Annotated in this window: 20 protein-coding genes and 1 pseudogene; 16 read left to right on the top strand and 5 right to left on the bottom strand. The window is 62.6% G+C overall.

Annotation, left to right across the window (positions count from 1 at the left end; genetic code table 11):
- Positions 1-4: 4 nt before the first annotated feature.
- Complete coding sequence (locus M653_RS0120375; RefSeq protein ID WP_027144993.1) at positions 5-1,132, bottom strand: S-(hydroxymethyl)glutathione dehydrogenase/class III alcohol dehydrogenase; 1,128 nt, start codon at positions 1,130-1,132, stop codon at positions 5-7.
- Positions 1,133-1,379: 247 nt separating this feature from the next.
- Here M653_RS0120375 and M653_RS0120370 point away from each other — a divergent pair, with 247 nt between their 5' ends.
- The 3 genes from M653_RS0120370 (at position 1,380) to M653_RS0120360 (ending at position 7,885) form a co-directional block, all read left to right on the top strand.
- Positions 1,380-3,392, top strand: coding sequence for an acetyl/propionyl/methylcrotonyl-CoA carboxylase subunit alpha (locus tag M653_RS0120370; RefSeq protein WP_027144992.1), 2,013 nt, complete (start codon positions 1,380-1,382; stop codon positions 3,390-3,392).
- Positions 3,393-3,498: 106 nt separating this feature from the next.
- On the top strand, positions 3,499-7,026 hold the full coding sequence (gene dnaE, locus M653_RS0120365) for a DNA polymerase III subunit alpha (protein WP_027144991.1): 3,528 nt from the start codon (positions 3,499-3,501) through the stop codon (positions 7,024-7,026).
- Between the two features lie 55 nt (positions 7,027-7,081).
- The gene (locus M653_RS0120360) at positions 7,082-7,885 is read left to right on the top strand and encodes a potassium channel family protein (RefSeq protein WP_027144990.1); all 804 of its coding nucleotides are present in this window, start codon (positions 7,082-7,084) and stop codon (positions 7,883-7,885) included.
- A 9-nt stretch (positions 7,886-7,894) separates the two neighbouring features.
- Here M653_RS0120360 and M653_RS0120355 read toward each other — a convergent pair whose 3' ends face one another.
- Positions 7,895-8,776, bottom strand: a complete 882-nt coding sequence (locus M653_RS0120355; RefSeq protein WP_027144989.1) for a DMT family transporter — start codon at positions 8,774-8,776, stop codon at positions 7,895-7,897.
- A gap of 185 nt (positions 8,777-8,961) precedes the next feature.
- Here M653_RS0120355 and M653_RS0120350 point away from each other — a divergent pair, with 185 nt between their 5' ends.
- Complete coding sequence (locus M653_RS0120350; RefSeq protein WP_027144988.1) at positions 8,962-9,468, top strand: hypothetical protein; 507 nt, start codon at positions 8,962-8,964, stop codon at positions 9,466-9,468.
- Positions 9,469-9,474: 6 nt separating this feature from the next.
- Here the strand turns inward: M653_RS0120350 and M653_RS0120345 are convergent, their stop codons facing one another.
- Positions 9,475-10,803, bottom strand: a complete 1,329-nt coding sequence (locus tag M653_RS0120345; RefSeq protein ID WP_027144987.1) for a DNA polymerase IV — start codon at positions 10,801-10,803, stop codon at positions 9,475-9,477.
- 65 nt (positions 10,804-10,868) lie between these two features.
- Here M653_RS0120345 and M653_RS0120340 point away from each other — a divergent pair, with 65 nt between their 5' ends.
- A complete protein-coding gene (locus M653_RS0120340) occupies positions 10,869-11,444 on the top strand; it encodes a GNAT family N-acetyltransferase (RefSeq protein WP_027144986.1) in 576 nt (191 codons plus the stop codon).
- Positions 11,445-11,710: 266 nt separating this feature from the next.
- Positions 11,711-13,273, top strand: coding sequence for a hypothetical protein (locus M653_RS0120335; RefSeq protein ID WP_245262243.1), 1,563 nt, complete (start codon positions 11,711-11,713; stop codon positions 13,271-13,273).
- A 60-nt stretch (positions 13,274-13,333) separates the two neighbouring features.
- Here the strand turns inward: M653_RS0120335 and M653_RS0120330 are convergent, their stop codons facing one another.
- Both M653_RS0120330 and M653_RS0120325 read right to left on the bottom strand, forming a co-directional pair.
- Positions 13,334-13,996, bottom strand: a complete 663-nt coding sequence (locus tag M653_RS0120330; protein WP_027144984.1) for a hypothetical protein — start codon at positions 13,994-13,996, stop codon at positions 13,334-13,336.
- Positions 13,993-14,292, bottom strand: coding sequence for a DUF3572 domain-containing protein (locus M653_RS0120325; protein ID WP_027144983.1), 300 nt, complete (start codon positions 14,290-14,292; stop codon positions 13,993-13,995). Before M653_RS0120325 ends, M653_RS0120330 begins: the two co-directional genes overlap by 4 nt.
- A gap of 246 nt (positions 14,293-14,538) precedes the next feature.
- On the opposite strand from M653_RS0120325, the gene M653_RS0120320 reads away from it, so the two are divergent.
- From M653_RS0120320 to M653_RS01000000133120, 10 genes and pseudogenes are all read left to right on the top strand, one after another.
- On the top strand, positions 14,539-14,910 hold the full coding sequence (locus M653_RS0120320; protein WP_006334976.1) for a response regulator: 372 nt from the start codon (positions 14,539-14,541) through the stop codon (positions 14,908-14,910).
- A gap of 33 nt (positions 14,911-14,943) precedes the next feature.
- Positions 14,944-16,317, top strand: coding sequence for a PleD family two-component system response regulator (locus tag M653_RS0120315; RefSeq protein WP_027144982.1), 1,374 nt, complete (start codon positions 14,944-14,946; stop codon positions 16,315-16,317).
- Positions 16,318-16,870: 553 nt separating this feature from the next.
- Positions 16,871-18,394, top strand: coding sequence for an FAD-dependent monooxygenase (locus tag M653_RS0120310; protein WP_032935689.1), 1,524 nt, complete (start codon positions 16,871-16,873; stop codon positions 18,392-18,394).
- 100 nt (positions 18,395-18,494) lie between these two features.
- Positions 18,495-19,223, top strand: coding sequence for a FadR/GntR family transcriptional regulator (locus tag M653_RS0120305; RefSeq protein ID WP_027144980.1), 729 nt, complete (start codon positions 18,495-18,497; stop codon positions 19,221-19,223).
- Between the two features lies 1 nt (position 19,224).
- A complete protein-coding gene (locus tag M653_RS0120300; RefSeq protein WP_027144979.1) occupies positions 19,225-20,412 on the top strand; it encodes a PLP-dependent transferase in 1,188 nt (395 codons plus the stop codon).
- 29 nt (positions 20,413-20,441) lie between these two features.
- A complete protein-coding gene (locus M653_RS0120295) occupies positions 20,442-21,719 on the top strand; it encodes a sugar ABC transporter substrate-binding protein (protein ID WP_027144978.1) in 1,278 nt (425 codons plus the stop codon).
- Positions 21,720-21,945: 226 nt separating this feature from the next.
- On the top strand, positions 21,946-22,869 hold the full coding sequence (locus M653_RS0120290; protein WP_027144977.1) for a sugar ABC transporter permease: 924 nt from the start codon (positions 21,946-21,948) through the stop codon (positions 22,867-22,869).
- Complete coding sequence (locus M653_RS0120285; protein WP_027144976.1) at positions 22,869-23,717, top strand: carbohydrate ABC transporter permease; 849 nt, start codon at positions 22,869-22,871, stop codon at positions 23,715-23,717. The genes M653_RS0120290 and M653_RS0120285 overlap by 1 nt, the downstream gene beginning before the upstream one ends.
- Positions 23,718-23,721: 4 nt before the next feature.
- The gene (gene ugpC, locus M653_RS0120280; RefSeq protein ID WP_027144975.1) at positions 23,722-24,789 is read left to right on the top strand and encodes a sn-glycerol-3-phosphate ABC transporter ATP-binding protein UgpC; all 1,068 of its coding nucleotides are present in this window, start codon (positions 23,722-23,724) and stop codon (positions 24,787-24,789) included.
- A gap of 133 nt (positions 24,790-24,922) precedes the next feature.
- Positions 24,923-25,130: pseudogene (locus tag M653_RS01000000133120) on the top strand (IS5/IS1182 family transposase); the annotation flags it as partial.

Below are 25,130 nucleotides of genomic sequence, written 5' to 3'. Positions count from 1 at the left end.
GTCTTCAGTAAACCACGACACTCCGGATCGACTTGCCCTCATGCATGAGGTCGAATCCCTCGTTGATATCCTCGAGCTTCAGCGTGTGGGTGATCATCGGGTCGATCTGGATCTTGCCGTCCATGTACCAGTCGACGATCTTCGGCACGTCGGTGCGACCGCGTGCGCCGCCGAAGGCGGTGCCCATCCAGCTGCGACCGGTGACCAACTGGAACGGCCGTGTCGAAATCTCCTGGCCGGCGCCGGCGACGCCGATGACGACCGACTTGCCCCAGCCGCGATGCGAAGCTTCCAGCGCCTGGCGCATCACCTTGGTGTTGCCGGTGCAGTCGAACGTGTAGTCGGCGCCGCCGATCTGATCGGCACCGCGCTTGGTCATGTTGACGAGGTGAGGGACGATGTCGCCGTCGATCTCCTTCGGATTGACGAAATGCGTCATTCCGAATCGCTCGCCCCAGGCCTTCTTGTCGTTGTTCAAATCGACACCGATGATCATATCGGCGCCGGCAAGCTTTAGGCCCTGGATGACATTGAGGCCGATACCGCCGAGGCCGAAGACCACTGCTGTCGCACCTTGCTCGACCTTGGCGGTGTTGATGACCGCACCGATGCCGGTGGTGACGCCGCAGCCGATGTAGCAGATCTTGTCGAAAGGGGCGTCCGGATTGACCTTGGCGACCGCGATCTCCGGCAGCACCGTGAAGTTGGAGAAGGTCGAGCAGCCCATGTAATGAAAGATCTTGTCCTTGCCGATCGAGAAGCGCGACGAGCCGTCCGGCATCAGGCCCTGGCCTTGCGTGGCACGGATAGCGGTGCACAAATTGGTCTTGCGCGACAGGCAGGACGGACACTGCCGGCATTCCGGCGTGTAGAGCGGGATGACGTGGTCACCCTTCTTGACCGAGGTGACGCCCTTGCCGACATCGACTACGACGCCGGCGCCTTCATGGCCGAGAATGGCCGGGAAGATGCCTTCGGGGTCGGCGCCTGACAGCGTGAACTCGTCGGTGTGGCAGATGCCGGTCGCCTTGATTTCGACCAGCACCTCGCCATCGCGCGGTCCCTCGAGGTCGACCTCCATGATCTCCAGCGGCTTTCCGGCGGCGACAGCAACAGCGGCGCGGGTTTTCATCGGGCATTCCTCCAAAGGCGGTTTTTGTGCAGGCTTTCAGGTTTTGGCCCGCTCTTCAACAGTCAGATGAGACGAAATCGCGGCTTTGTTGGCGCAGATAGCACACCGCTCGACAACCAGCCCGGCTCGCCAGGGAGCGCGACGGTGCGTCGGGAGGGGTGCCCGTCATGTCGTCCACCGCGGCACTTGAGACTTGGCGACATAGTCCATAGAACTGAACTGTCTGCCGGAGGGGAATTCTGCCCGCATGTTCACCAAGATCCTGATCGCCAACCGTGGCGAGATCGCCTGCCGCGTCATCAAGACGGCGCGCAAGATGGGCATCGCCACGGTCGCCGTCTATTCCGATGCCGATCGCGATGCCGTGCATGTCGAAATGGCCGACGAGGCGATGCATATCGGGCCGTCACCAGCCACGCAGAGCTATCTCGTCCCTGAAAAGATCATCGCCGCCTGCAAGGCGACGGGGGCCCAGGCCGTGCATCCGGGCTATGGCTTCCTGTCCGAGCGAGCCGCCTTCTGCGAAGCACTGGAAGCGGAAGGCATCGTCTTTATCGGCCCGAAGCCCAAGGCGATCAAGGCGATGGGCGACAAGATCGAATCGAAGAAGTTCGCCAACGCCGCTGAGGTTTCGACGGTTCCGGGCTGGCTTGGCGTCATCGAAAATGCAGACCATGCCGAAAAGATCGCCGGCGAAATCGGCTATCCCGTGATGATCAAGGCCTCGGCCGGTGGTGGCGGCAAAGGCATGCGCATCGCCTGGGATAAGTCGGAAGTACGCGACGGGTTTGACCGGGCGCGCTCGGAAGCCAAGAGTTCGTTCGGCGACGACCGCGTCTTCATCGAAAAGTTCGTCGTCGACCCACGTCATATCGAGATCCAGGTGCTGGCCGACGCGCATGGCAATGCGCTCTATCTCGGCGAACGCGAATGCTCGATCCAGCGCCGCAACCAGAAGGTTGCGGAAGAGGCGCCGTCGCCATTCCTCGATGCCAAGACGCGCAAGGCGATGGGCGAGCAGTCGGTGGCGCTGGCCAAGGCCGTCGATTACCAGAGCGCCGGCACCGTCGAATTCATCGTCGACAAGGACAAAAACTTCTATTTCCTTGAAATGAATACACGATTGCAGGTCGAACATCCGGTGACCGAGCTCGTCACCGGCATCGATCTGGTCGAGCAGATGATCCGCGTCGCCGCCGGCGAGAAACTCGCCATCAAGCAGAGCGACGTGAAGCTGAATGGTTGGGCGGTGGAAAGCCGGCTCTACGCAGAGGATCCCTATCGCAATTTCCTGCCGTCGATCGGCCGGCTGACGCGCTATCGTCCGCCCGAAGAAGGCCGCTTCGGCGACATCGTCATCCGCAACGACACCGGCGTCACCGAAGGCTCGGAAATCTCGATGTTCTACGATCCGATGCTCGCCAAGCTGTGCACCTGGGCGCCGACGCGGCTCGAGGCCATAGATGCCATGTCGGAGGCGCTGGACAGCTTTGTCGTCGACGGCATCGAGCACAACATACCGTTCCTGGCGGCGCTGATGCAGCATCCGCGCTGGCGGAAAGGGGAGATATCGACCGGCTTCATCGCGGAGGAATATCCCGACGGTTTTGCCCCCGTCGTGCCGAACAGCGAGGAAAGGGCCGTGCTGGCATCGATCGTCACCGCGGTGGAACTGCTGCGCCGCGACCGTCTCGACCGGCTGGGCGGGCGGCTGGCGCCGCATTCGGGAGCGCTCAAGCGCGACTGGGTGGTGAAGATCGGCGAAGATTATCTGCCGGTTTCTATCATTGAAGGCATGATTTCCATCCCGATGGAAATCGACCTGTCCATCGATTGCGGCAAGGCACTGACCGTTTCGTCCGATTGGCGGCCGGGTGATCTCATCTGGCGCGGCACGGTCGGCAAGCGCACGGTAGCGGCCCAGATCCGGCCTGTCGCCAATGGCCTTCGCATCGCCTGGAAAGGCATGTCGGTGACCGCGCGCGCCATGCTGCCGCGCACCGCCGAATTGGAAAGGCTGATGCCGGAGAAGGTGGCGCCGGACACCTCGAAACTGCTGCTCTGCCCGATGCCCGGCCTCGTCGTGTCGATCGCCGTTGCCGAAGGCCAGGAGGTCAAGGCCGGCGAAACCTTGGCCGTGGTCGAGGCGATGAAGATGGAAAACGTGCTGCGCGCCGAGCGCGATCTGGTCGTGGCGAAACTCAACGCCAAGCCTGGCGATAGCCTGGCTGTCGACGCGGTAATCATGGAATTCGCCTAAGCGGCTGGAAGCCTGTGGTCAGTAGTCGTTTGTGCTGGACTGGTATCGCCCGGTCCCGGACAATACATCTCCATCGACTCAAGTTTTACGGACAGCGCGAGAAACCATGGCGGATGACAGACTTCCACGCGATCCCCTGAAGCGCGAAGCCGCGATAGCGGCGGCGCGGCCGGAGGTGCCGGCGCGGCCGTTCGTCCATTTGCGCGTGCACTCGGCCTATTCGCTGCTGGAGGGCGCGCTTCAGCTTGGCAAGATCGTTGGCCACGCGGTGAAAGACGAGGCGCCGGCCATCGCCGTCACCGACACCAACAATCTGTTTGGTGCGCTGGAATTCGCGCAAAAGGCGGTGAAGGACGGCATCCAGCCGATCATCGGCTGCCAGATCGCGCTCGCCTTCTCGGGCGAGAACAGCGATGGCCAGCGTGACCGCCGTCGGCAAGGCCCCGATATGCGGCCGGTGGTGCTGCTCGCGGCCACTGAAGCCGGCTATTCCAATCTCGTCCGGCTGGTCAGCCGCGTTTATCTCGAAACTCCGCCCGGTGAAGCGGTGCACCTGACCACCGAAATGATGGACGGCCAATGTGACGGCCTGATTTGCCTAAGTGGCGGGCCGCGCGGCCCGATCGGCATAGCCCTGAAGGAAGATCGCCGCGATCTTGCCGAGGCGCGACTAGTCACTCTCAAGACGATGTTCGGCGACCGCCTCTATGTCGAGCTGGACCGGGTTTCGGGCTACGACCGGATGATCGAGAAATCCTCGATCGATCTCGCCTATTCCCATGAATTGCCGCTGGTTGCCACCAACGAGGCCTTCTTCTCTTCGCGCGATGAGTATGAGGCGCATGATGCGTTGATCGCCATCGCCGAGGGTTCGGTCGTCGCCGTCGACACCCGCCGCCGGCTGTCGCCGGACAATTTCCTGCGCAGCCAGGCCGACATGGCGAAATTGTTCGCCGACCTGCCGGAAGCGATCGACAACACGATCGAGATCGCGCTGCGCTGCTCCTATTATCCGAAAACCCGCAGCCCGATCCTGCCGCGTTTCACCGGCGGTGATGCCTCCGACAAAGACGCGGCCGAAAAGGCCGAGGCCGAGGAACTGGCCCGCCAGGCGCGCGAAGGGCTCGATGCACGGCTTGCGCTGCATGGGCCGACCCCGGGCTACACGGTCGAGCAATATCGTGAGCGGCTCGAATTCGAGCTTGGCATCATCGAGAAGATGAAATTCCCCGGCTACTTCCTGATCGTTGCCGACTTCATCAAATGGGCCAAGGCGCAAGGCATTCCGGTCGGGCCGGGGCGTGGTTCGGGCGCCGGTTCGCTGGTCGCCTATTCGACGACCATCACCGACATCGATCCGCTGCGTTTCTCGCTTCTGTTCGAACGCTTCCTCAACCCGGATCGCGTGTCGATGCCCGACTTCGACATCGACTTCTGCCAGGATCGTCGCGAAGAGGTGATCCGCTACGTCCAGCAGAAATATGGCCGCGACCAGGTCGGCCAGATCATCACCTTCGGTACGCTGCAGGCGCGCGCCGTGCTGCGCGACGTCGGCCGCGTGCTGCAGATGCCCTATGGCCAGGTCGACAAGCTGTCGAAAATGGTGCCGCAGAACCCGGCCAATCCGGTCAAACTCGCCGACGCCATCGCCAACGAGCCGCGCTTTGCCGAGGAGGCCGAGAAGGAACCGATCGTCCAGACGCTCCTCGACATGGCGCAAAAGCTGGAGGGCCTCTACCGCCACGCCTCGACGCACGCCGCCGGCATCGTTATTGGCGACCGACCTTTGTCGGAACTGGTGCCGATGTACCGTGATCCGCGCTCGGATATGCCGGTCACCCAGTTCAACATGAAATATGTCGAGCAGGCCGGGCTGGTGAAGTTCGACTTCCTCGGGCTGAAGACGCTGACGGTGCTGGAGACGGCGGTGAAGCTGATCCGCCGCCGCGGCATCGACATCGACCTTGCGACGATTCCGCTCGACGATTCCGAGACCTACGCCATGCTGTCGCGCGGCGAGGTTGTTGGCGTGTTCCAGGTGGAAAGTGCTGGCATGCGCAAGGCGCTGATCGGCATGCGGCCGGACTGCATCGAGGACATCATCGCGCTGGTCGCGCTCTATCGGCCGGGCCCGATGGAAAACATCCCGACCTACAATGCCAGAAAGCATGGCGAGGAGGAGATGGCCTCGATCCATCCCAAGATCGACCATCTGGTAAAGGAGACGCAAGGCGTCATCGTCTACCAGGAACAGGTGATGCAGATCGCGCAGGAGCTGTCCGGCTATTCGCTTGGCGAAGCCGACCTTCTGCGCCGCGCCATGGGCAAGAAGATCCGCGCCGAGATGGACAAGCAGCGCGAACGCTTTGTCTCCGGCGCGGTCGAGCGCGGCGTGGCAAAGCCGCAAGCCGACTTCATTTTCGACCTGCTGGCCAAGTTCGCCGACTATGGTTTCAACAAGTCGCACGCCGCCGCCTACGCCGTCGTCTCCTACCAGACCGCCTATCTCAAGGCGCATTATCCGGTCGAGTTCCTGGCGGCGTCGATGACACTCGACATGGGCAACACCGACAAGCTTGCCGACTTCCGCCAGGATGCGCTGCGCCTGGGCATCGAAGTCCTGGCGCCGTCCGTTATGACCAGCTTCCGCGCCTTCGAGGTCGGCGAGAACCGCATCTATTATTCGATGGCCGCGCTCAAGGGCGTGGGCGATGCCGCCGTGGAGCACATCGTCGCCGTTCGCGGCGAAAAGCCGTTCAAGAGCCTGGCCGATTTCTGCGAGAGGGTCGACCCGAAGATCGTTGGCAAGCGGGTTTTCGAAAGCCTGATCATGGCCGGCGCGCTCGACTGCTTCGGCCACGATCGTGCCCAGATGTTGGCTGGCGTCGAGCGGATGATGGGACTGGCGTCGCTCGCCCAGCAGAACGCCGTTTCGGGTCAGGCCGATATCTTCGGCGCCTCGCTCGGCGCACAGTCGCAGGCGCTCAATCTGCCGGCGACAGATCCGTGGCTCGCCGCCGACCGCCTGCACCGCGAATTCCAGGTCGTCGGCTTCTATCTCTCGGCGCATCCGCTCGACGAGTACAAGGCGGCGCTGCAGAAGATGCGGGTGCAGAACTGGGGGGAGTTTTCCGCTGCCGTCAAGCGCGGCGCTTCCGCCGGCCGGCTTGCCGGCACCGTTACCAGCAAGCAGGAGCGCAAGACGCGCACCGGCAACAAGATGGGCGTGGTGGCCTTTTCCGACACCTCCGGCCAGTACGAGGCCGTGTTGTTTTCAGAAGGATTGGCCCAGTATCGCGATCTCCTCGAAGCCGGCCGCTCCGTTGTCATCACTGTCGCGGCGGAGGACAGGCCCGAGGGTGTCAACCTGCGCATCAACTCCGTCCAATCGCTGGAGGACGAAGCAAGCCGCATCCAGAAGGCTCTGCGCATTTTCGTCAGGAACGAGGGGCCTGCCTCGATCATCCAATCCCAGCTCACCCAGCGCGGGGAAAGCCAGGTGAGCATTATCGTGATCAAGGAAGAGGCGCAGGGCGAGGTCGAGATTGCCCTGAATGGCGGCTACCGCGTCTCGCCGCAGATCGCCTCGGCGATGCGCGCCGTGCCTGGTGTGGTCGAAGTGGAACTGGTGTGATCTGCGCGCTTGCCAGGCGGCTATCCGCGGGCCGGCACCTGCCGCTCATGCCGGCATGAAGGCCAAGGGGACGCGCGCATCGCAGGATCTTTCCGCGACGGCGCGTCTACGCGACATGCTGCGCAGGCTCTATCATGGGCGCTCGCCGGCCGCGTTCCGGTTCCAGCTGGTGGCCGTCATCATCGACCTGGCCATCATCGCCTTTTTCATCGCCACGCCGGTTATCCAGCAGTCGGCTTCGTTTCTGTGGCTGGACTATGCCGTGGCGGCTCTGGTCGCCGCCGATCTGATTGCCAGGCTGCTGGCCTCCAATGACATGCTGCGCCTGATGAAGCAGCCGACCTTCTGGGTGGATGCCTTCATCCTTCTGACGCTGCTGATGCCGGCGGCGCTCGCAAGTCTCGGCTTTCTGCGCATCCTGCGGCTGTGGTCGCTGTCGCGCAGCGGTTCGATCTGGCGGCATTTCGAGATGCGTGGCCTGCGACCCTGGCGCGAGGCAAGCCATGCGGTCATCAACCTGTTGACCTTTCTCTTTGTCATCACGGGTTTCGTTTACACGTTCTTTTTCCGCAACGGTGCCGGACTGGAAAACTACATCGACGCGCTCTACTTCACCGTCGCGACCGTGACGACAACCGGCTTCGGCGACATCGTGCTGCCGGGCATCGCCGGCAAGCTGACGGCGATCGTGACCATGATCATCGGCATATCGCTGTTCGTCAGGCTGGCGCAGGCGATCTTTCGGCCGGCCAAGGTGTTCTCTCCCTGTCCGCAATGCGGGTTGCGGCGGCATGAGCCTGACGCCGTGCACTGCAAGGCATGCGGCCATGTCCTCAACATTCCAGACGAAGGGAACTGACCGGCAGTGCTATGACGCCGCGACCTCGGCCGGCTTTACAGCTTTGCGCTGCAAGTTGAGCAAATTGCCCATCAGGATCAGCAATGCACCGCCGGCGGTGAAGGCGTCGATCTGCTCCTGATAGAGCAGCCAGCCGATCAATGCCGATAGCGGTACGCGCAGGAAATCCATCGGCGAGATCACGGTCGCATCGGCATAGGCCAGGGCACGGGCGAGGCAGAAATGGGACGACATGCCGGTGAAACCGATCAGGATGATCCAAGGCCACAGTGCAAGCGAAGGGTTGCGCCATTCGTAGAGAGCCGGAACAAGGCCGACCACGGACTGGATGACCAGCATCCAGAAGATGATCCGCACGACGCTGTCCGTGCGCGTCAGCGACTTGACCAGCACCAGCGAAACGCCGAAACAGACCGCCGCGCCCAGCACGACCAGATGGCCCACATCGGCCGAGTCGACGCCTGGACGCACGATGACGACCACGCCGATCAGCCCAAGCACGATCGCCGCGAGCCGTGGCCGGCTCAGCCTTTCGCCGAGAAACGTGACCGCCAGGATCGCCGTCCAGATCGGCGTGGTGAATTCGATCGAGATCAGCACCGCCAGCGGAATGAGCGTCAACGCGTAGAGCCAGGCAGCCTGGCCGCTATAGTGGACGACATTGCGCGCGATATGGGCCAGCGGCCGCTGCGTGCGCATCGCGGCAAGCCCACCTGTCGCCATCACCAGCGGCAGCAGAATGAAGAAGCCGATGATCGAACGCAGTTCCAGCACCTGGAAGACATTGAGTTCGGCCGTCGTGGCGCGGCCGGCGACCGACATCGCCAGGAACGACGTGATCGACAGCGCCATCCAGAACGCGGCCTTGGGGATCGACGGGGTGGGTGCCATGTCCGCTATGTCGCAGGCCGTGGCTGTCGGAGCAATCGCTAGTCCACGTATTCTTCTGGGCCAGTCGCGGCGAAGGCTTTGAGAGCAGTCATGCTGCGGGCGGAACCCGATACGGCCAGGGGCGTTGAGCCCCCTAGTATCCGTGCTGTGCAAACGCGCATTCCCGTGTCGACAAGGAGGGTTTCATGAGACTATTCGCGCAAGTCGCGCTTGCTGGCTGCCTGGTGATTGCTGCGGGCGCGGCTCATGCCGACGAGACCAAATTTCTCCAGTCGTTCAAGGGCAATTTCGCTGGCAAGGGCACTGTTCAGGTAACCACGGATGTGCCGAACGTCAGTGTCTCTTGCAGCTTCAAGTCGAACGCGACCTCAACCTCGCTGTCGCTCGACGGCAACTGCCGCGGCCTGATCCTGGTGACACGCGCCATCAGCGCTCGTCTGAAGGTCAGCGGCGGCAAATACAGCGGCGTCTATGTGGGATCGCGCACCGGACCGGCGCAGCTGAACGGAAGCCGTTCCGGCAATGCGATAAACCTCGCCATTCGCTGGGCCAAGGAGGTCAATGGCGATCGCGCCGCGCAGCTTACCGTACAAAAAAACGGGGCGGACGGCATTGTTCTGACGGTGGTCGACCGTGATCCCCAAACCGGCAAGAGCGTCGTGACCAGCCGCATCGATCTTCGGCGCAGCTGATCGGGTTCAATCTTCAAGCGGCTCCGGTGGATGGGCGTCGCGGCCCTTGCCGAAGGTGTAGCCGGTTTGCACAGCCTTGCGCCCGAACTTGTCGCGCAACGCATCGATGGCGCCTTCGGCCATGGCGCGCTTGCGCGACTGGACATCGACCAGATCCGGCGGGTCGGCCTTATCGTCGTCGGAGAGGTCGCTGACACCGATGCCGAGCAATCGAAATTTCGTTCCGTCCGTCTCCTTGCGAAGAAGTTCCACGCCGGTCGAAAAGATGCGGTCGGCGAGCCGGGTCGGGTCGCCGAGTTGGCGGTTGCGCGTGCGCAGCTTGAAATCCTGGGTCTTCAGCTTCAGCACGACGGTGCGCCCGGCAATGCCTGACTTCTTCAGCCGCGCCGAGACTTTTTCCGATAGGCCCCTCAGCACGGAGACCAGCTCTTCCAGCGAGCCGATATCGGTGTCGAAAGTGGTTTCGGCCGATACGCTCTTGGCGTCCTGGTCGGGGTCGACGCGGCGGACATCCTCACCGCGCGAAAGCCGGTAGAGCCGTTCGCCCATCACCCCATAGCGGCGCATCAGGTCGCCGCGTTCCATCTTCTGAAGCTGGCCGATGGTGCGGATGCCATCCTGTTCGAGCGTGGCGTTGAACGCCTTGCCGACACCCCAGATCATGGTCACCGGCTGCGTTGCCAGAAATCCGACCGCTTCGGCCTCGCCAATGACGGAGAAGCCGCGCGGCTTGCGGAAGTCGGACGCGATCTTGGCGAGGAACTTGCAGTAGGACAGGCCTGATGACACGGTGATGCCGATCTCCTTCTCCACGGCCAGCGCGAAGCGCGCCAGCACCACCGCCGGCGGCAGGCCGTGCAGCCGCTCGGTGCCGGCGAGATCGAGGAATGCCTCATCGATCGACAGCGGCTCGACCAGCGGCGTCAAGGCCTGCATCATGGCGCGCACCTCGCGGCCGACGGCCACATACTTTTCCATGTTCGGCGCGATCACGACCGCCTCGGGGCAGGCCTCGAGTGCCTTGAACATCGGCATGGCGGAGCGCACGCCGCGGATGCGCGCGATATAGCAGGCGGTGGAGACGACGCCGCGCTTGCCGCCGCCGATGATCAACGGCTTGTCCTTGAGCGTGGGGTTGTCGCGCTTTTCGATCGCCGCGTAGAAGGCATCGCAATCGATATGGGCGAGGTGCAGCCGGTAAAGCTCGGGATGGCGGGCAAGGCGAGGGCTGCCGCAGCGTTCGCAGCGGCGCGTTTCACCGCGCTGAAACATCAGGCAGTCACGACAAAAACCGTGATCGGGATTGTTGACAGGAGCCGCCATCGCTGCGAACATAAAGAGAACAGAAGCAATGGTACGACAGCGCAAGGCCAGCGACAAGCCTGGCCTGGGGAGAACGCATGAGCACGACGGTAGTGCCGCTGGCGCCTGAGCTCTGGCCTGAATTCGAGGACCTTTTTGGCAAGCAGGGCGCCTGTTATGGTTGCTGGTGCACGCATTTCCGGCTGGCGCCAGCGGTGCGGCGCGAGAGCAGCCGTGAACGCAACAAGGACCACATCAAGGCGCGCATCGAGGCCGGCCCGCCGCCCGGCCTGCTGGCTTTCGAGGATGGCAAGGCGGTTGGCTGGATGCAGATCGGGCCACGCGCCGACGTGCCCGAATGGAACAACAAGGGCAGGGGCTCGGCGCCGATCGATCCCGCCGACGCGTCCGATCCGGCCGTCTGGGCGATCTCGTGCTTTTTCATCCGCGCCAAGGCGCGCGGCAGGGGCATCACGCACCGCCTCGTCGAAGGCGGCATCGATTTCGCCCGCAGGAACGGGGCGCGGCTTGTCGAGGCCTGCCCGATCGACCTGTCCCGCGATTCGCGTTCGATCGGCCTGTTTGTCGGCTCATCCGGGGTCTTCGAGAAGGCCGGGTTCGAGAGGCTTGTGGAGCGCAAGGCCGGCCGGCCGCTGATGCGGCTGATATTGTAGGAAAACTTCAGCTTGCAGTTGCATAGTATTTTTGCGGCAAAGTGATTTTGCTCATCAGGAAATAAGGGGAGCGGGGCGAAACTGAATCCTTTATTCTGCAGCGGTGCCAGATTGCGCGGCTGGGCGACGAACCATTCGCCGCTGATGCGGCTGGTGTTGAAGCCGAATGCCTGGCCGTCATCGTCTTGCAGTCGTGATGGTATTTCCCTACCAGAGATACGAAACGAATTTTGCCTTCGACCGAACGGAGAATTCCCGTGAACCGTATGTTGCCAATTGCCTTTACCGCGCTGCTGCTCAGTGCGCCTGCTTTCGGCCAGACCGTCGACAGCCAGGGCGCCAAGCAATTGTCCGATGACCTGTCCCGCTATGTCGGCAAACAGGCGCTCGATAAGGGTATCCTGAAGGTTTCGGCCGAAGGCGACGCCTACAAGATCGTGTTCGATTTCAAGGCGCTTGCCAGCAGCTTTCCCGACCAGAAGCTGATGAAATTCGACTTTGCGCCCTACGCCCTGCTGGTCAAGCCGCGCAGTGACGGGTCCTGGGATGTCTCGATGGATTTTTCGCAGAGCGCGTCCTTCGAATTCAACGGCCCCCAGGGAAAGCAAAGCACGCGGTTTTCGATCAAGGACGGCAAGGGCAGCGGCGTTTATGACCCCAAGCTGGCGGCCTTCACCAGCGCCACGAGCTCGATTGCCGGGATGACGATGTCGTCGCAGGATAGCAAGCAGCAGATGGAGGCGAGCGCTGGTGCCGGCACCGTGACGCTTTCCGCGACCAAGGCGGCCAATGGCGGCGTCGATTTCACGACGTCGCAAAAGATTTCGAACTTCGTCGAAGCGATAAAATTCAATGATCCCGAGAACGGGCTGAATTTTCCCGTTACCGTGAAGTCGCCGGAATTTACTGTGGAGGCCGGTGGCAAGGGTGTGCAGACCAAGCCACTGCTCGACCTGCTGGCGTTTGCCGTGGCCAATGAGGACGAGAAGACGCTGAAGGCAAACCAGGCGCAGCTCAAGTCGCTTCTGCTTGCAGCACTTCCGGTGTGGGAGCGTATCGACGGAACCTATGGCTTCAAGGATTTCGCGGTCGACAGCCCGATCGGTACGTTCGGGGCAACCCAGTTCGGCGTAGCGTTCGGTTCCGACGGGGTCGCCCAGAACGGCAAGATCAACTATGGCATCAAGGCTTCGGGGCTGACCGTGCCGCAGCAGCTCTTGCCGAGCTGGAGCGTGGCGCTGCTGCCCACCGATATCGACCTGAACTTCGGCGGCGCCAACATCGATCTCTACAACATGGCGAAGAAGACGATCGAAGCCTTTGACCTCAATCAGGATCCGCCGCTGCCGGCCGAGTTCGGCGACCAGCTCAAAGCCGACTTCCTTGCCAAGACGCCGAAGGTCGTCATCGGCCACAGCACCGTGAAGAACAAGGACATGGAAATCGCGCTAGAAGGCGAGATGACAAGCTTCGGCCAGAAACCTGACGCAAATCTCACTGTCGACGTCGCCGGCTTCGACAAGATCATGGAACATCTGCAGGAAGCAGCGAAGGCGGAGCCGGAGGTTGGGCAGTACGTGCCTGTCGCTCTCATGGCGAAGGGTTTTGCCAAGACGCTGCCGGACGGCAAGCTGGAATGGGTCATCAACACCAAGGCCGACGGCTCGGTCGCCGTCAACGGCGTCATGCTGAAGCCCGCTGACCCAGCGGTGGACGACAGCGTCGACGATGGTGACGGCTCGGACGACGAGAGCGGCGGTAGCGACAATGGCGGCGGTGACAATGGCGGCAGCGCTAACGGCGGGGCAGGGGCTAAGCTCAATCCTTGAGGTTTCAGCCCTCGACCAATTCCAGGAAAAGTGTAAAGCGGTTTTCCGCGCGGGAGTGCGTCAAAGCGCCTGAAGTCCCAGCGCGGCCGCGATCTTCGGCGCGGCTTGGTGCCAATCCTGGACGACGATGACATCGTCCGGGACCGACGGCAGGAACGAGCGCAGCGAATTGTCGGCCATCAGGTGGAAAAGATTTGCGTCGGCGACAGATTCCCGCACCGACGCCAGATTGGCCGGTTGGTCGTCGACGAAGACCACCGGCCGCCCGGTCTTGCCGCGCAGCCTGGCCACCGCCGGGCCCTTGGCCATTTCGGTGGTCAGCAGCGGATAGCTTAGCCCGAGGGCGTCGAGATGCGCGCGGCGAACGGCACGATGCCTGTGTGGCATGGCCGTCAGCAATATGATTTCCGCGCGGTCTCCAAGCCCCGTCAAAGCTTTCGCGGCTCCATCGGTGATGCTCTGCCAATCGGCTTGCGCGTCGAAGAAATCACCCAAAAGTGCCGCGACTTCGGGTTGTTCGATCAGCCGGCCGCTGGCCGTTTCGGCAATGTTACCGGTCAGCCGGAAGGATGCCAGCGTCAGGCCATAGCCACGCGCCTTGAGGAAATGCGGGAAAGGGCGGATGAATTCGAGCACCACGTCGTCGACGTCGAGCACGAGCAGCGGCCTGTCGTCAGCCGCCAGTTCCTCGATCTGGCGCGCGGTTTCGGGATCATCGCTCATGTGGAACGCTCGTGATTGTCATCGCCAAGCGGCAAGGCGCGCAACGCCTTGCCGACAGCCGCCGGTGGCGTGCCGGTCTCCTCGGCGAAGCGCATCAAAGTCGGCTCGTGGGCGAGAATGAATTGCAGGACGCCGGCCAGGAAACCCGGCTCGCCGGCCGCCCGGCGGATCGAATGCGCCTCTATTCCGGTGATCGCCAGAAAGCGCGGTAAAAGCTCCGGATCGGCGGCAACGAAGCCCAATGCCTTGACGGCAATGGTTTCGGCCTCTTCGCGCATTGACGCTGCGTTTGCCATCACTACCTTCGGTGTGTGGAATGAGTCTCTCCCGCAGTAATGGCAAGAGTTGGCCGCGGCAAGCCATTAGAGCGCGGCGCGCCTTTTGGATGCGCGGGAGGCGCGGCGGAATTCGTGCTGCTTTGCAGGCTACGGGTTTCCGTTTCGTCAATCATATTGCCGTATCGTGAAGCAGGGTTTGGTGCGTCCAAGGAAAGAGCGCATGACGGCCACCTCCGGGCGGAGGACGGCCGGGACGGGATTTCGATGCCTAAGAAGGTCATGATCGTCGAGGACAATGAGCTCAATATGAAGCTCTTTCGGGACCTCATCGAAGCAAGCGGTTACGAGACGGTGCGCACCCGCAACGGTCTGGAAGCGCTCGACCTGGCGCGCCAACACCGGCCGGACCTCATCCTGATGGACATCCAACTGCCAGAAGTGTCGGGGCTGGAAGTGACCAAATGGCTGAAGGAGGACGACGATCTGCACGTCATCCCGGTCATTGCCGTGACTGCCTTCGCGATGAAGGGCGACGAGGAGCGCATCCGCCAGGGCGGCTGCGAGGCCTATATTTCGAAGCCGATCTCGGTGCCGCGCTTCATCGAAACCATCAAATCCTATCTGGGCGATGCCTGATGTTCCCTTCCAGCCGAGCCGGAGCCTTGTGAAATGACCGCGCGGATCCTCGTCGTCGACGACATCCCTGCCAACGTCAGGCTGCTGGAGGTCCGGCTGCTGGCCGAATATTTCGAGGTGCTGACCGCCACCAACGGGCCCGACGCGATCGAGACCTGCGAGAACGGCAAGGTCGACGTCGTGCTGCTCGACGTGATGATGCCCGATATGGACGGGTTCGAGGTCTGCCGGCGGCTGAAGAGCGATCCGGCGACGTCGCACATTCCGGTGGTGATGATCACGGCGCTCGACCAGGTTTCCGATCGCGTGCGCGGGCTGGAGGCCGGCGCCGACGATTTCCTGACCAAGCCGGTCAACGATCTGCAGCTGATGACGCGCGTCAAGAGCCTGGTCCGCCTGAAGTCGTTGACCGACGAGCTTCGGCTGCGCGCCTCGACCACACGCAACATCGGCATCGAAGAACTTTTGAGCCGCAATTTCGCGTCCGAGGACACGACGCCGAAAGTGCTTTTGATCGATGAGCGCAAATCGTCGGTCGAGCGCATCCAGAAGATGTTGCGCGACCGGGCCGACCTCGACGTCACCGGCGATCCGCATGCCGGGTTCTTCCAAGCCGCCGAAACGCCCTATGAATGCGTGATGATCTCGACGGCCTTCGCCGATTTCGATCCGCTCAGGCTCTGCTCGCAATTGCGCTCGCTCGACCGCACCCGTTTCGTGCCGATCATCCTTTTGGCGGAGGAGGGCGAGGAGGAGCGCATCATCCGAGGGCTGGAACTCGGCATCAACGACTATCTGATGCGGCCGATCGACCAGCAGGAACTGACGGCGCGGCTGCGCACCCAGGTGCGCCGCAAGCGCTACAACGACCAATTGCGCGCCAGCGTTACCCAGACCATCGAAATGGCCGTGACCGACGGCCTGACCGGTCTGCACAACCGCCGCTATCTCGACAGCCATCTGCAGACGCTGTTCGACCGCGCCGTGGCGCGGCGCCGGCCGCTGTCGGTGATGATCACGGATCTCGACCGCTTCAAGTCAATAAATGACACGCACGGCCATGACGGCGGCGACGATGTGCTGCGCGAATTCGCACGGCGGCTGCGCAAGAACGTCAGAGGTATCGACCTTGCCTGCCGGTTCGGCGGCGAGGAGTTCGTGGTGGTGATGCCGGACACCGACGGCACCGTTGCCGAGAAAGTGGCCGAGCGCATCCGCGCCGAAATCGCCCAGATGCCGTTCGCCATCGGTGCCGACGGCAAGACGATCGAGGTCACCGTCAGCGTTGGCGTGTCATCGGTGCTGAAGGGCGTGGATACGGTGGCGGCGCTGATGAAGCGCGCCGATCTCGCGCTCTACGAAGCCAAGAGCGGCGGCCGCAACCGCGTCGTTGCCAAGGCGGCCTGACGGTCCGGGCCGGATTATCCGGTCAACCCAACAGGGTTACCCATTTACCTTAATCCAAGCGATTCGCGAGCCTTGGTTAAGAAACTGTTGATTTTCATAAGCTCTTGCGTAAATGTGCAGGCCAAGACGAGCCGGCACGAGGGTAGATCGCCGGCTCGGTCCCTCAGGAATACCCCATGATGCTCAGGTCCGCCGCATCTCCTGGGTCCGTGGGGTCGGCCGGCCGGCGCTGGCACATAGTGGCCTCCTCGTACCGCTGCCAAACGCCGACCGGCCCCCTTTTTCCGATATGACATTAGGAATCTGCGTCAAGCCCCGGAAGTGCCGGGGCTTTTTTGTGCGCGGCAGGGTCTGAACCTGGATTGTAACGGCTTCAGTTGCACTTCGCGTGCTATCATTTCGCAAGGTCGTGACTTTTCGCTGCCGTTCACAAAAGGGGACGGAGAGAAGCTACCCCCTCCATTTCATAGATATGGCGCACAAGGGGCTTGCGGCAAGACCCGGCTGTTCCCGTAAAACCGCGACCCAGGTTAACGGAAACGGGAGTGGCGAAATGCCGGAATTGTTGCCAAGAGGTCAAGTGCGTCGGGACCATGCGGTGGTGATCGCCGGAGGCGGTCCGACCGGGTTGATGTTGGCCGGCGAACTCGCTTTGGCTGGCGTCGATGTGGCCATTGTCGAGCGGCGGCCAAATCAGGAACTCATCGGTTCGCGGGCGGGTGGCCTGCACGCACGCACCATCGAGGTGCTCGACCAGCGCGGAATTGCCGGCCGGTTCCTCTCGCAGGGACAGCCATCGCCGTCCGTGGGATTTCACATGATCCGGTTGGACATCAGCGATTTTCCCACGCGGCACAACTATCTGCTGGCGCTGCGGCAAAACCATATCGAGCGGATATTGGCCGACTGGATCAGCGAGTTGGGGGTGCCGATCTATCGCGGACAGGATGTCACGGGTTTCGCACAGGGTGATGGTGGCGTCGACGTCGATCTGTCCGGTGGCCAGTGCCTGAGGGCGCAGTATCTCGTCGGCTGCGACGGCGGACGCAGCATGATCCGCAAGGCGGCGGGCATCGCGTTCGACGGATGGGATCCAACGATGAGCTGGATGATCGCCGAGGTCGAGATGGCGGAGGAACCTGCATTGGGCTTTCGCAGCGACGCCTACGGTATTCATGCGATCGGCAAGATCGAGGAAAGTGGCCGGGTGGGTGTCGTGCTGACCGAGAGGCAACTGACCATTGGTGGCGAACCGACACTGCGCGATCTCAGCGAGGCACTCGTCGCAGTGTATGGCACCGATTACGGGGTCCACAGTCCGACCTGGATTTCGCGGTTCACCGACATGACGCGCCAGGCTGCCGCCTACCGCGACAGACGTGTTCTGCTGGCCGGCGATGCCGCGCACGTCCATCCCCCAATGGGCGGACAGGGCCTCAACATCGGCGTGCAGGACGCGGTCAACCTCGGATGGAAACTGGCACAGGTGATCAAGCTGGTATCACCGGACAGCCTGCTCGACAGCTACCATGCCGAACGCCATCCGGTCGCCGCCCGCGTGCTGCGCAACGCGCTCGCGCAGGTCGCGCTTCGTCGTATGGATGCACGCACCAAGGCATTGAGCGATACCTTTGCCGAGCTGCTCGCCATGGACGGGCCACGCAAACGGATCGCCGCGGAGATGTCCGGCCTGGGTGTCCACTACGACCTCGGGGAAGGGCACGCGCTGCTTGGGCGGCGCATGCCCGATCTCGACCTCACCACCGCCAACGGGCCGCTACGGCTGTTTACCTTGCTTCACGACGCGCGGCCGCTGCTCCTCAATTTCGGTGAACCAGGCAGGCTGGACACCGCGCCTTGGATCGACCGGATCCGGCATATCGATGCCGGGTATGCCGGTGCCTGGGAGCTTCCTGTACTGGGAACGGTCGCTGCACCCGACGCGGTTTTGATCCGGCCCGATGGATACGTGGCTTGGGTCGGAATTGGGACGCAACAGGGATTGGCCGATGCGCTGACAAGATGGTTCGGACCGGCTGCCGCGCCCGGGTATCCTTTTGAACGCAGCGCGTCATAACCTTCCACAGGCTGAAGACTGGTTGCCTCCTGACAAGCGATTGACAGGAGGGCCCATCTGTGCAGAAATTGGTTGGACCATTGGACCATTTGGAGGAAGTGTGGACCAGAACAGCCTGCCACCCATTCAGACGACGGCGCGTGACGACGCCGTGCTGAAGGCATTGGTGGGCTTCGTCCGCGCCGAGGCCCTGCAGCCTGGTGGGCGACTGCCGACCGAGCGCATCCTGGCAGAACGGCTCAAGGTCAGCCGCAACACGGTGCGCGAGGCGCTGACGCGGTGGGAAGGATTGGGCCTGGTCGAACGACGGCAAGGCAGCGGCACCTATCTCAAGGCGGCCGTCTCGCCCGACATGCTGCATCTGCCGCTGACGCTGGCGGGCGGCAATGACTTCACCAGCTTGATGCAGACGCTGGAAATCCGCCGCGCGCTGGAAGCGGAAGCGGCGGCGCTGTGCGCCGAGCGGGCAAGCCCGGCCAACATTGCCGAGATCGAACGCAAGCTCGATATCATGGAGCAGGCGTTTCGCACCCTTGACGGCATGTCATCGGAAGAGGACTGGGAATTCCACCAGGCGATCTACCGGGTCTCCGGCAATCCGCTGTTCGAACAGATCATCGCCGCCATGCACGAACTGTTCCATCGCTTCTGGGAGCATCCGCTCGGCGTGCGCGATTTCGGCCATGCCAGCTTTCCCTATCACCGCACCATCTACGAATGCATCGCGGCACGCGATCCACGGGGCGCCCGCGCCGAGGCGCTGAAGCTCATCGCCACCGTCGAGGACGACCTGAAGCGCGGTGCGGCCAAACTCAAACTTCGGACCTGAGATGAACGAGCAGCCAGCCGGTTTCGATCAAGACTATCTCGCCGAGGCGGCGACGCTTTTGGCGCATGACGAGCCGTTCCCAGGCGGCGCCGTCGTGCCGCCGATCTACCAGACCTCACTGTTCACCTTCGCCAATTATGCCGAAATGGCTGATACGTTTGCCGGCAAACGAAAGCAGCCGATCTATTCGCGCGGCGACAATCCGACGGTGATGGAGTTCGAGTCGCGGGTCGCGGCGCTCGAAGGCGCCGAGGCCGCGCGCGGATTCTCCAGCGGCATGGCGGCGATCAGCGCAACCGTGCTTGCCTTCGTCGGAGCGGGCGAGCGCATCGTTGCGGTGCGCAATTGTTACGGCGATGCCTACCGGCTGTTCGAACGCCTCCTACCGCGGCTCAACATCAAGGTCGACTATGTCGACGGCTCCGACCCGGATGCGGTCGCGGGGGCATTGCCCGGCGCCAAGCTGCTTTACCTGGAAAGCCCAACCTCGATGGTGTTCGAACTCCAGGACCTGCCGCATCTGACCCGGTTGGCCAAGGAACAGGGCATCGTCACCACCATCGACAATTCCTGGGCGACGCCGGTGTTCCAGAAGCCGATCTCGCACGGCGTCGACCTCGTGCTGCACTCGGCCTCGAAATATCTCGGCGGCCATAGCGACACCGTTGCCGGCGTGGTGGCTGGCTCGGCCGCGCACATCAAGCATATCAACGAGCAGACCTATTCCTATCTCGGTGGCAAGCTGTCGCCGTTCGAGGCCTGGCTGCTGCTGCGCGGCCTGCGCACGCTGCCGCTGCGCCTGCCGCACCACATGAAGAGCGGGCTTGCCATCGCCGAGCGGCTGAAGGCGCATGGCAATGTCGAGCGGGTCAACCACCCTGTCTATTCGAACCATCCGGGCAAGGCGACGCTTGCCGGCTATGGCGGGTTGTTCTCGTTCGAGGTTACCGAGGATATCGACATTCCCGTCTTCGTCGACGCGTTGAAATATTTCCGCATCGGCGTCAGCTGGGGCGGGCATGAGAGTCTGGTCGTGCCGGCCAAGGCGTCGCTGGAACAGACGCCGGGACTGAATTCGATGGCGCGCTTCGGCGTCAGCCCCCGAACCATCCGCTTCAATGTCGGATTGGAAAGTGTCGAGGATCTCTGGGCGGATGTCGCCCAGGCCTTCGAAAAAGCCAGAAAATAACAAGCGGGTTCAAAATGGGAGTCTTGAACATGAAAAAACTGACCGTCATGCTTGCCACCGTCGCGGGGCTGGCGATTTCCGCCGGAGGCGCGCTGGCCGATTCGACCCTGAAAATGGTCGAGGTGATCACCAGTCCGCCACGCACCGAATTCCTGAAAAAGCAGATCGCCGAGTTCGAGACGGCCAATCCCGGCGTCAAGGTCGAGCTCGTCTCGCTGCCCTGGGGCCAGGCCTTCGAAAAATTCCTCACCATGGTGCAGGCCGGCGATACGCCCGATGTGGTCGAGATGCCGGAACGCTGGATGGGGCTTTATGCCAACAACGCCCAACTCGAGGATCTCGGCCCCTATATGGCCAAATGGGACGACGCCAAGACGCTCGGCGACCGCGCCAAGCAGTTCGGCTCGACCGTGAACAACACCCAGTTCATGATCCCCTATGGCTACTATGTGAACGCGCTGTTCTGGAACAAGAAGCTGTTCAAGGAGGCCGGTCTCGACGGCCCGCCGGCAACGCTCGACGATTTCGTCGCCGATTCCAAGAAGATCTCCGCCATCCCTGGAAAGTATGGCTATTGCCTGCGCGGCGGGCCGGGCGCCTTCAACGGTATGCACATGTTCATGAACATCGCTGCCGGCAAGGGCGGCTATTTCAACGAGGACGGCACTTCGACCATCAATGAAGAGGGCTCGGTCAAGGGCCTGCAGATGCTGGCCGACATGTACAAGAACGGTCTTGCGCCGAAGGATTCCGTGAGCTGGGGCTTCAATGAGACCGTCACCGGTTTCTATTCCGGCACCTGCGCCATGCTCAACCAGGATCCGGACGCGTTGCTCGGCATCGCCGACAAGATGAATGCCGACGACTTCGCCGTGGCGCCGCTGCCGGTCGGACCGAGCGGCAAATCCTACCCAACGCTGGGCTATGCTGGTTGGGCGATGTTCGCCAATTCGCAGCACAAGGACGACGCCTGGAAGCTGATGGCAACGCTGCTCTCGCCGAAGGACAATCTGGAATGGGCTAAGGAAGTCGGCGTCGTGCCGATCCACAAGGGCGCCGAGCAGGATCCCCATTTCAAGACCGAGCAGTTCAAGGGCTGGTTCACGGAGCTGAGCGACAGTTCCAAATATGAAATGGTGACGCCGCCGACGCATCTGGAAAACCTCGGCAATTTCGTCGACCAGGTGGCGATCAAGAACTTCCAGGAAGTGCTGCTTGGCCAGAAGACGGCCAAGGACGTCGCCGACCAATGGGCTGCCTTCCTGACCAAGGAACAGCAGGACTGGTTGGCGAAGAACAAGAAGTAAGCGCCTCTTTTGCCTTCTCTCCGTTCACGGGGAGAAGGTGGCCCGATAGGGCCGGATGAGGGGCAGCGCTGTGTTCTGGGAAGCTGGCGCCGCCCCTCATCCGCCTGCCCGTCCCCCGCAGCAGCTGCGCTGCAGCTGCGGAGGGTGGACCGGCATCTTCTCCCCGTAAAACGGGGAGAAGGACGCTTGTCGCCAACGCCGCGCTCCCAGAGGACGCCCACAGCCAATGACTTATGCCGTATCCGAAATTCGATCCGCAGGGAGGCCGCGAAAGAAGCGGCTCTCCCACGCGACGATCGAGCCCTGGCTCTATCTCAGCCCGGCGATCATCCTGCTGGTCGTGGTGCTGCTCGTGCCGCTGGTCATCGGGATCAGCTACTCCTTCCGCAAATTCTCGGCCTTCAAATCCGAATATGTCGGGCTCGGGCAGTATCAGGCGATGCTGTCGGATCAGGTGCTGGGCCAGGCGCTGATCAACACGTTGTGGTGGACGGTGACCAGCCTGTTCTTCCAGTTCTTCCTCGGTCTTGGCCTGGCGTTGCTGCTCGACAAGCCGTTCTGGGGCCGCAAGGTGGTGCAGGCGCTGGTCTTCCTGCCCTGGGCGGTGCCGTCCTTCCTGTCGGGCCTGACCTGGGCCTGGCTGTTCAACCCGATCGTCGGTCCGCTGCCACACTGGCTTTTCGCGCTGGGGCTGAAAGCCGAACCGACCAACGTTCTCTCCGATCCGGCCACCGCCATGTGGGGGCCGATCATCGCCAATGTCTGGTTCGGCATTCCGTTCTTCGCCATCACGCTGCTGGCGGCGCTGAAGTCTATCCCCTCGGAACTGCATGAGGCGGCGGCGATCGACGGCGCTTCTCCGTTGCAACGCTTCACCAAGGTGACACTGCCGTTCCTGGCGCCGACCATCGCCATCACGGTGATGCTGCGCACGATCTGGATCGCCACCTTCGCCGACCTGATCTTCGTCATGACCGAGGGCGGACCGGCCGGCTCGACCAACACGGTTCCGGTCTACATCTATGTCAGCGCCTTCAAGTCGCTGGACAAGGGCTATGCCTCGGCTGTGGCCGTGCTGCTGCTCGTCCTGCTCATCGCCTACGCGATCGTGCTGATCGCCATCCGCCGCTCGCTTGTGAGACACGCCTGATGATCGCTGGACGCTCAGCCCCGCAGCGCTTCTTCGGCGGCATCGGCCTGTACGCCGCGATCGCCGCCTATGTGGTCTTCGCTCTGTTCCCGATCTACTGGACGCTGAAGATTTCGGTTACGCCTGAGCGGCTGCTCTATTCCGAAGGCATCACCTTCTGGCCGTCGCACATGACACTACAGAACTTCGTCACCGTGCTCGAAGCCACCGATTTCCCACGCTATTTCCTCAACAGCGTCATCGTCTCGGTGTCGACGGCGGCCCTGGTCACGGTCATCGCCACGCTCGCCGGCTACGCCATGTCGCGCTTCACCTTTCGCGGCAAGGCTGCACTGGCGCTGTTGCTCCTTTTGACCCAGACCTTTCCGCTGGTGATGGTCATTCCGCCGATCTACCGCGTGATGGGTCAGATCGGCCTGATCAACAGCCTGACCGGGCTGATCATCATCTACACCGCCTTCAACACCGCCTTCGCCACCTTCCTGATGCAGTCCTTCTTCGATGGCATCCCGAAGGATCTGGAGGAGGCGGCGATGATCGACGGCTGCACCCGCGCGCAGGCAATGCGCCGGGTGATCGTGCCGCTGACGCTGCCCGGCATGGGCGCGACGCTGGGCTTCGTCTTCACCGCCGCATGGAGCGAACTGTTGTTCGCGCTGATGTTGATTTCCAGCGACGACCAGAAGACCTTCGCCGTCGGCCTGCTCACCTTCATCGGCAAGTTCGCCGTCGATTGGGGGCAGATGATGGCGGCGTCGATCCTGGCGCTGATCCCGGTCTGCATCTTCTTCGCCTTCCTGCAACGCTATCTCGTCACCGGCCTGACCGCCGGCGCCGTCAAAGGATAGATCGATGGCCTCTGTTACACTCGAAAAGGTTCGTAAGGACTACGGCGCCGTGCGCGTCCTGCACGCGGTCGATCTTGAGATTGCCGATGGCGAGTTCGTCGTGCTGGTCGGACCGTCCGGCTGCGGCAAGTCCACGCTTTTGCGCATGATCGCAGGGCTCGAGGAAGCCTCCGGCGGCGAAATCCGCATCGGCGAGCGGCTGGTCAACGACGTGGCGCCCAAGGACCGCGACATCGCCATGGTGTTCCAGTCCTACGCGCTCTATCCGCATATGGACGTATCGAAGAACATGGGCTTCAGCCTGATGCTGCGAAAGGCCGATAAGCCGGCGATCGATGCTCGCGTCGATGGTGCGGCCAAGCGGCTGGGGCTCGACCCGTTCCTGCAACGCTTGCCCAGGCAATTGTCCGGCGGCCAGCGCCAGCGCGTCGCCATGGGCCGTGCCATCGTGCGCGATCCCAAGGTTTTTCTCTTCGACGAGCCACTGTCGAACCTCGACGCCAAATTGCGCGTCCATATGCGCGCCGAGATCAAGGCACTGCACCAGCAGTTGAAGACCACTTCTGTCTACGTCACCCACGACCAGATCGAGGCGATGACCATGGCCGATCGCATCGTCGTCATGCATGACGGGCTGATCCAGCAGGTCGGCGCGCCGCTCGATCTCTATGACAGGCCGGCCAATATATTCGTCGCCGGCTTCATCGGCTCGCCTGGGATGAATTTCCTGCCGGCGGCGGTGAAGAAGGGCGGCAAGGTGGACGCCGTGTTGTCCGATGGCCAGAAGCTTCGGCTGCCGGACGGCCTGCCGCTCAGGGATGGCGACGTCATCACCGTCGGCCTGCGCCCCGAGCATATCCGGCTGGCCGATGACGGCCCCCTGCAAGGCGAAGTGGGCGTGGTGGAGCCGCTCGGCCTGTCGACGCAGTTCTATGTCAAACTGGCCGGCCAGCAGCTTTGCGTCTTTGCCATGGGCCGCAGCGGCGTGAAGCCCAACGACATGGTGCGGCTGGCGGCCGATCCCGCGTCGCTGCATCTGTTTGATCCGAAAAGTGGCGATCGCATCGGCTGAATGAATTCATCCAGGCTGAGGGAACTCAGCCCGGAGCCTTCCGCCTTGTAAACGAAAAACGCCGCCCGATGGGCGGCGTTCAGACTGCTGACAAACCCCTGGCTTTTGCCTAGGGTTTTTGATTCACTGGGTCATGTTGAAGCGACCCGCCCCTGAACAGACCGCGCTCGAGATGGTGACGTTGGATCAGCTTGTTCCGGCTGATCATCTGTTGCGCAAGATCGACCGCGTGATCGACTTTTCCTTTATCCACGAGCTGACGGCGCCGCTGTACTGCGCCGACAATGGCCGGCCGCCGCTCGATCCGACCTTGATGTTCAAGGCGCTGTTCATCGGCTACC

This window comes from Mesorhizobium sp. WSM3626 (assembly GCF_000513935.1).
Taxonomy (GTDB): Bacteria; Pseudomonadota; Alphaproteobacteria; order Rhizobiales; family Rhizobiaceae; genus Mesorhizobium; species Mesorhizobium salmacidum.
The sequence above is the reverse complement of the archived record's forward strand: the minus strand, read 5'-3'. Positions and strand labels throughout refer to the sequence as shown.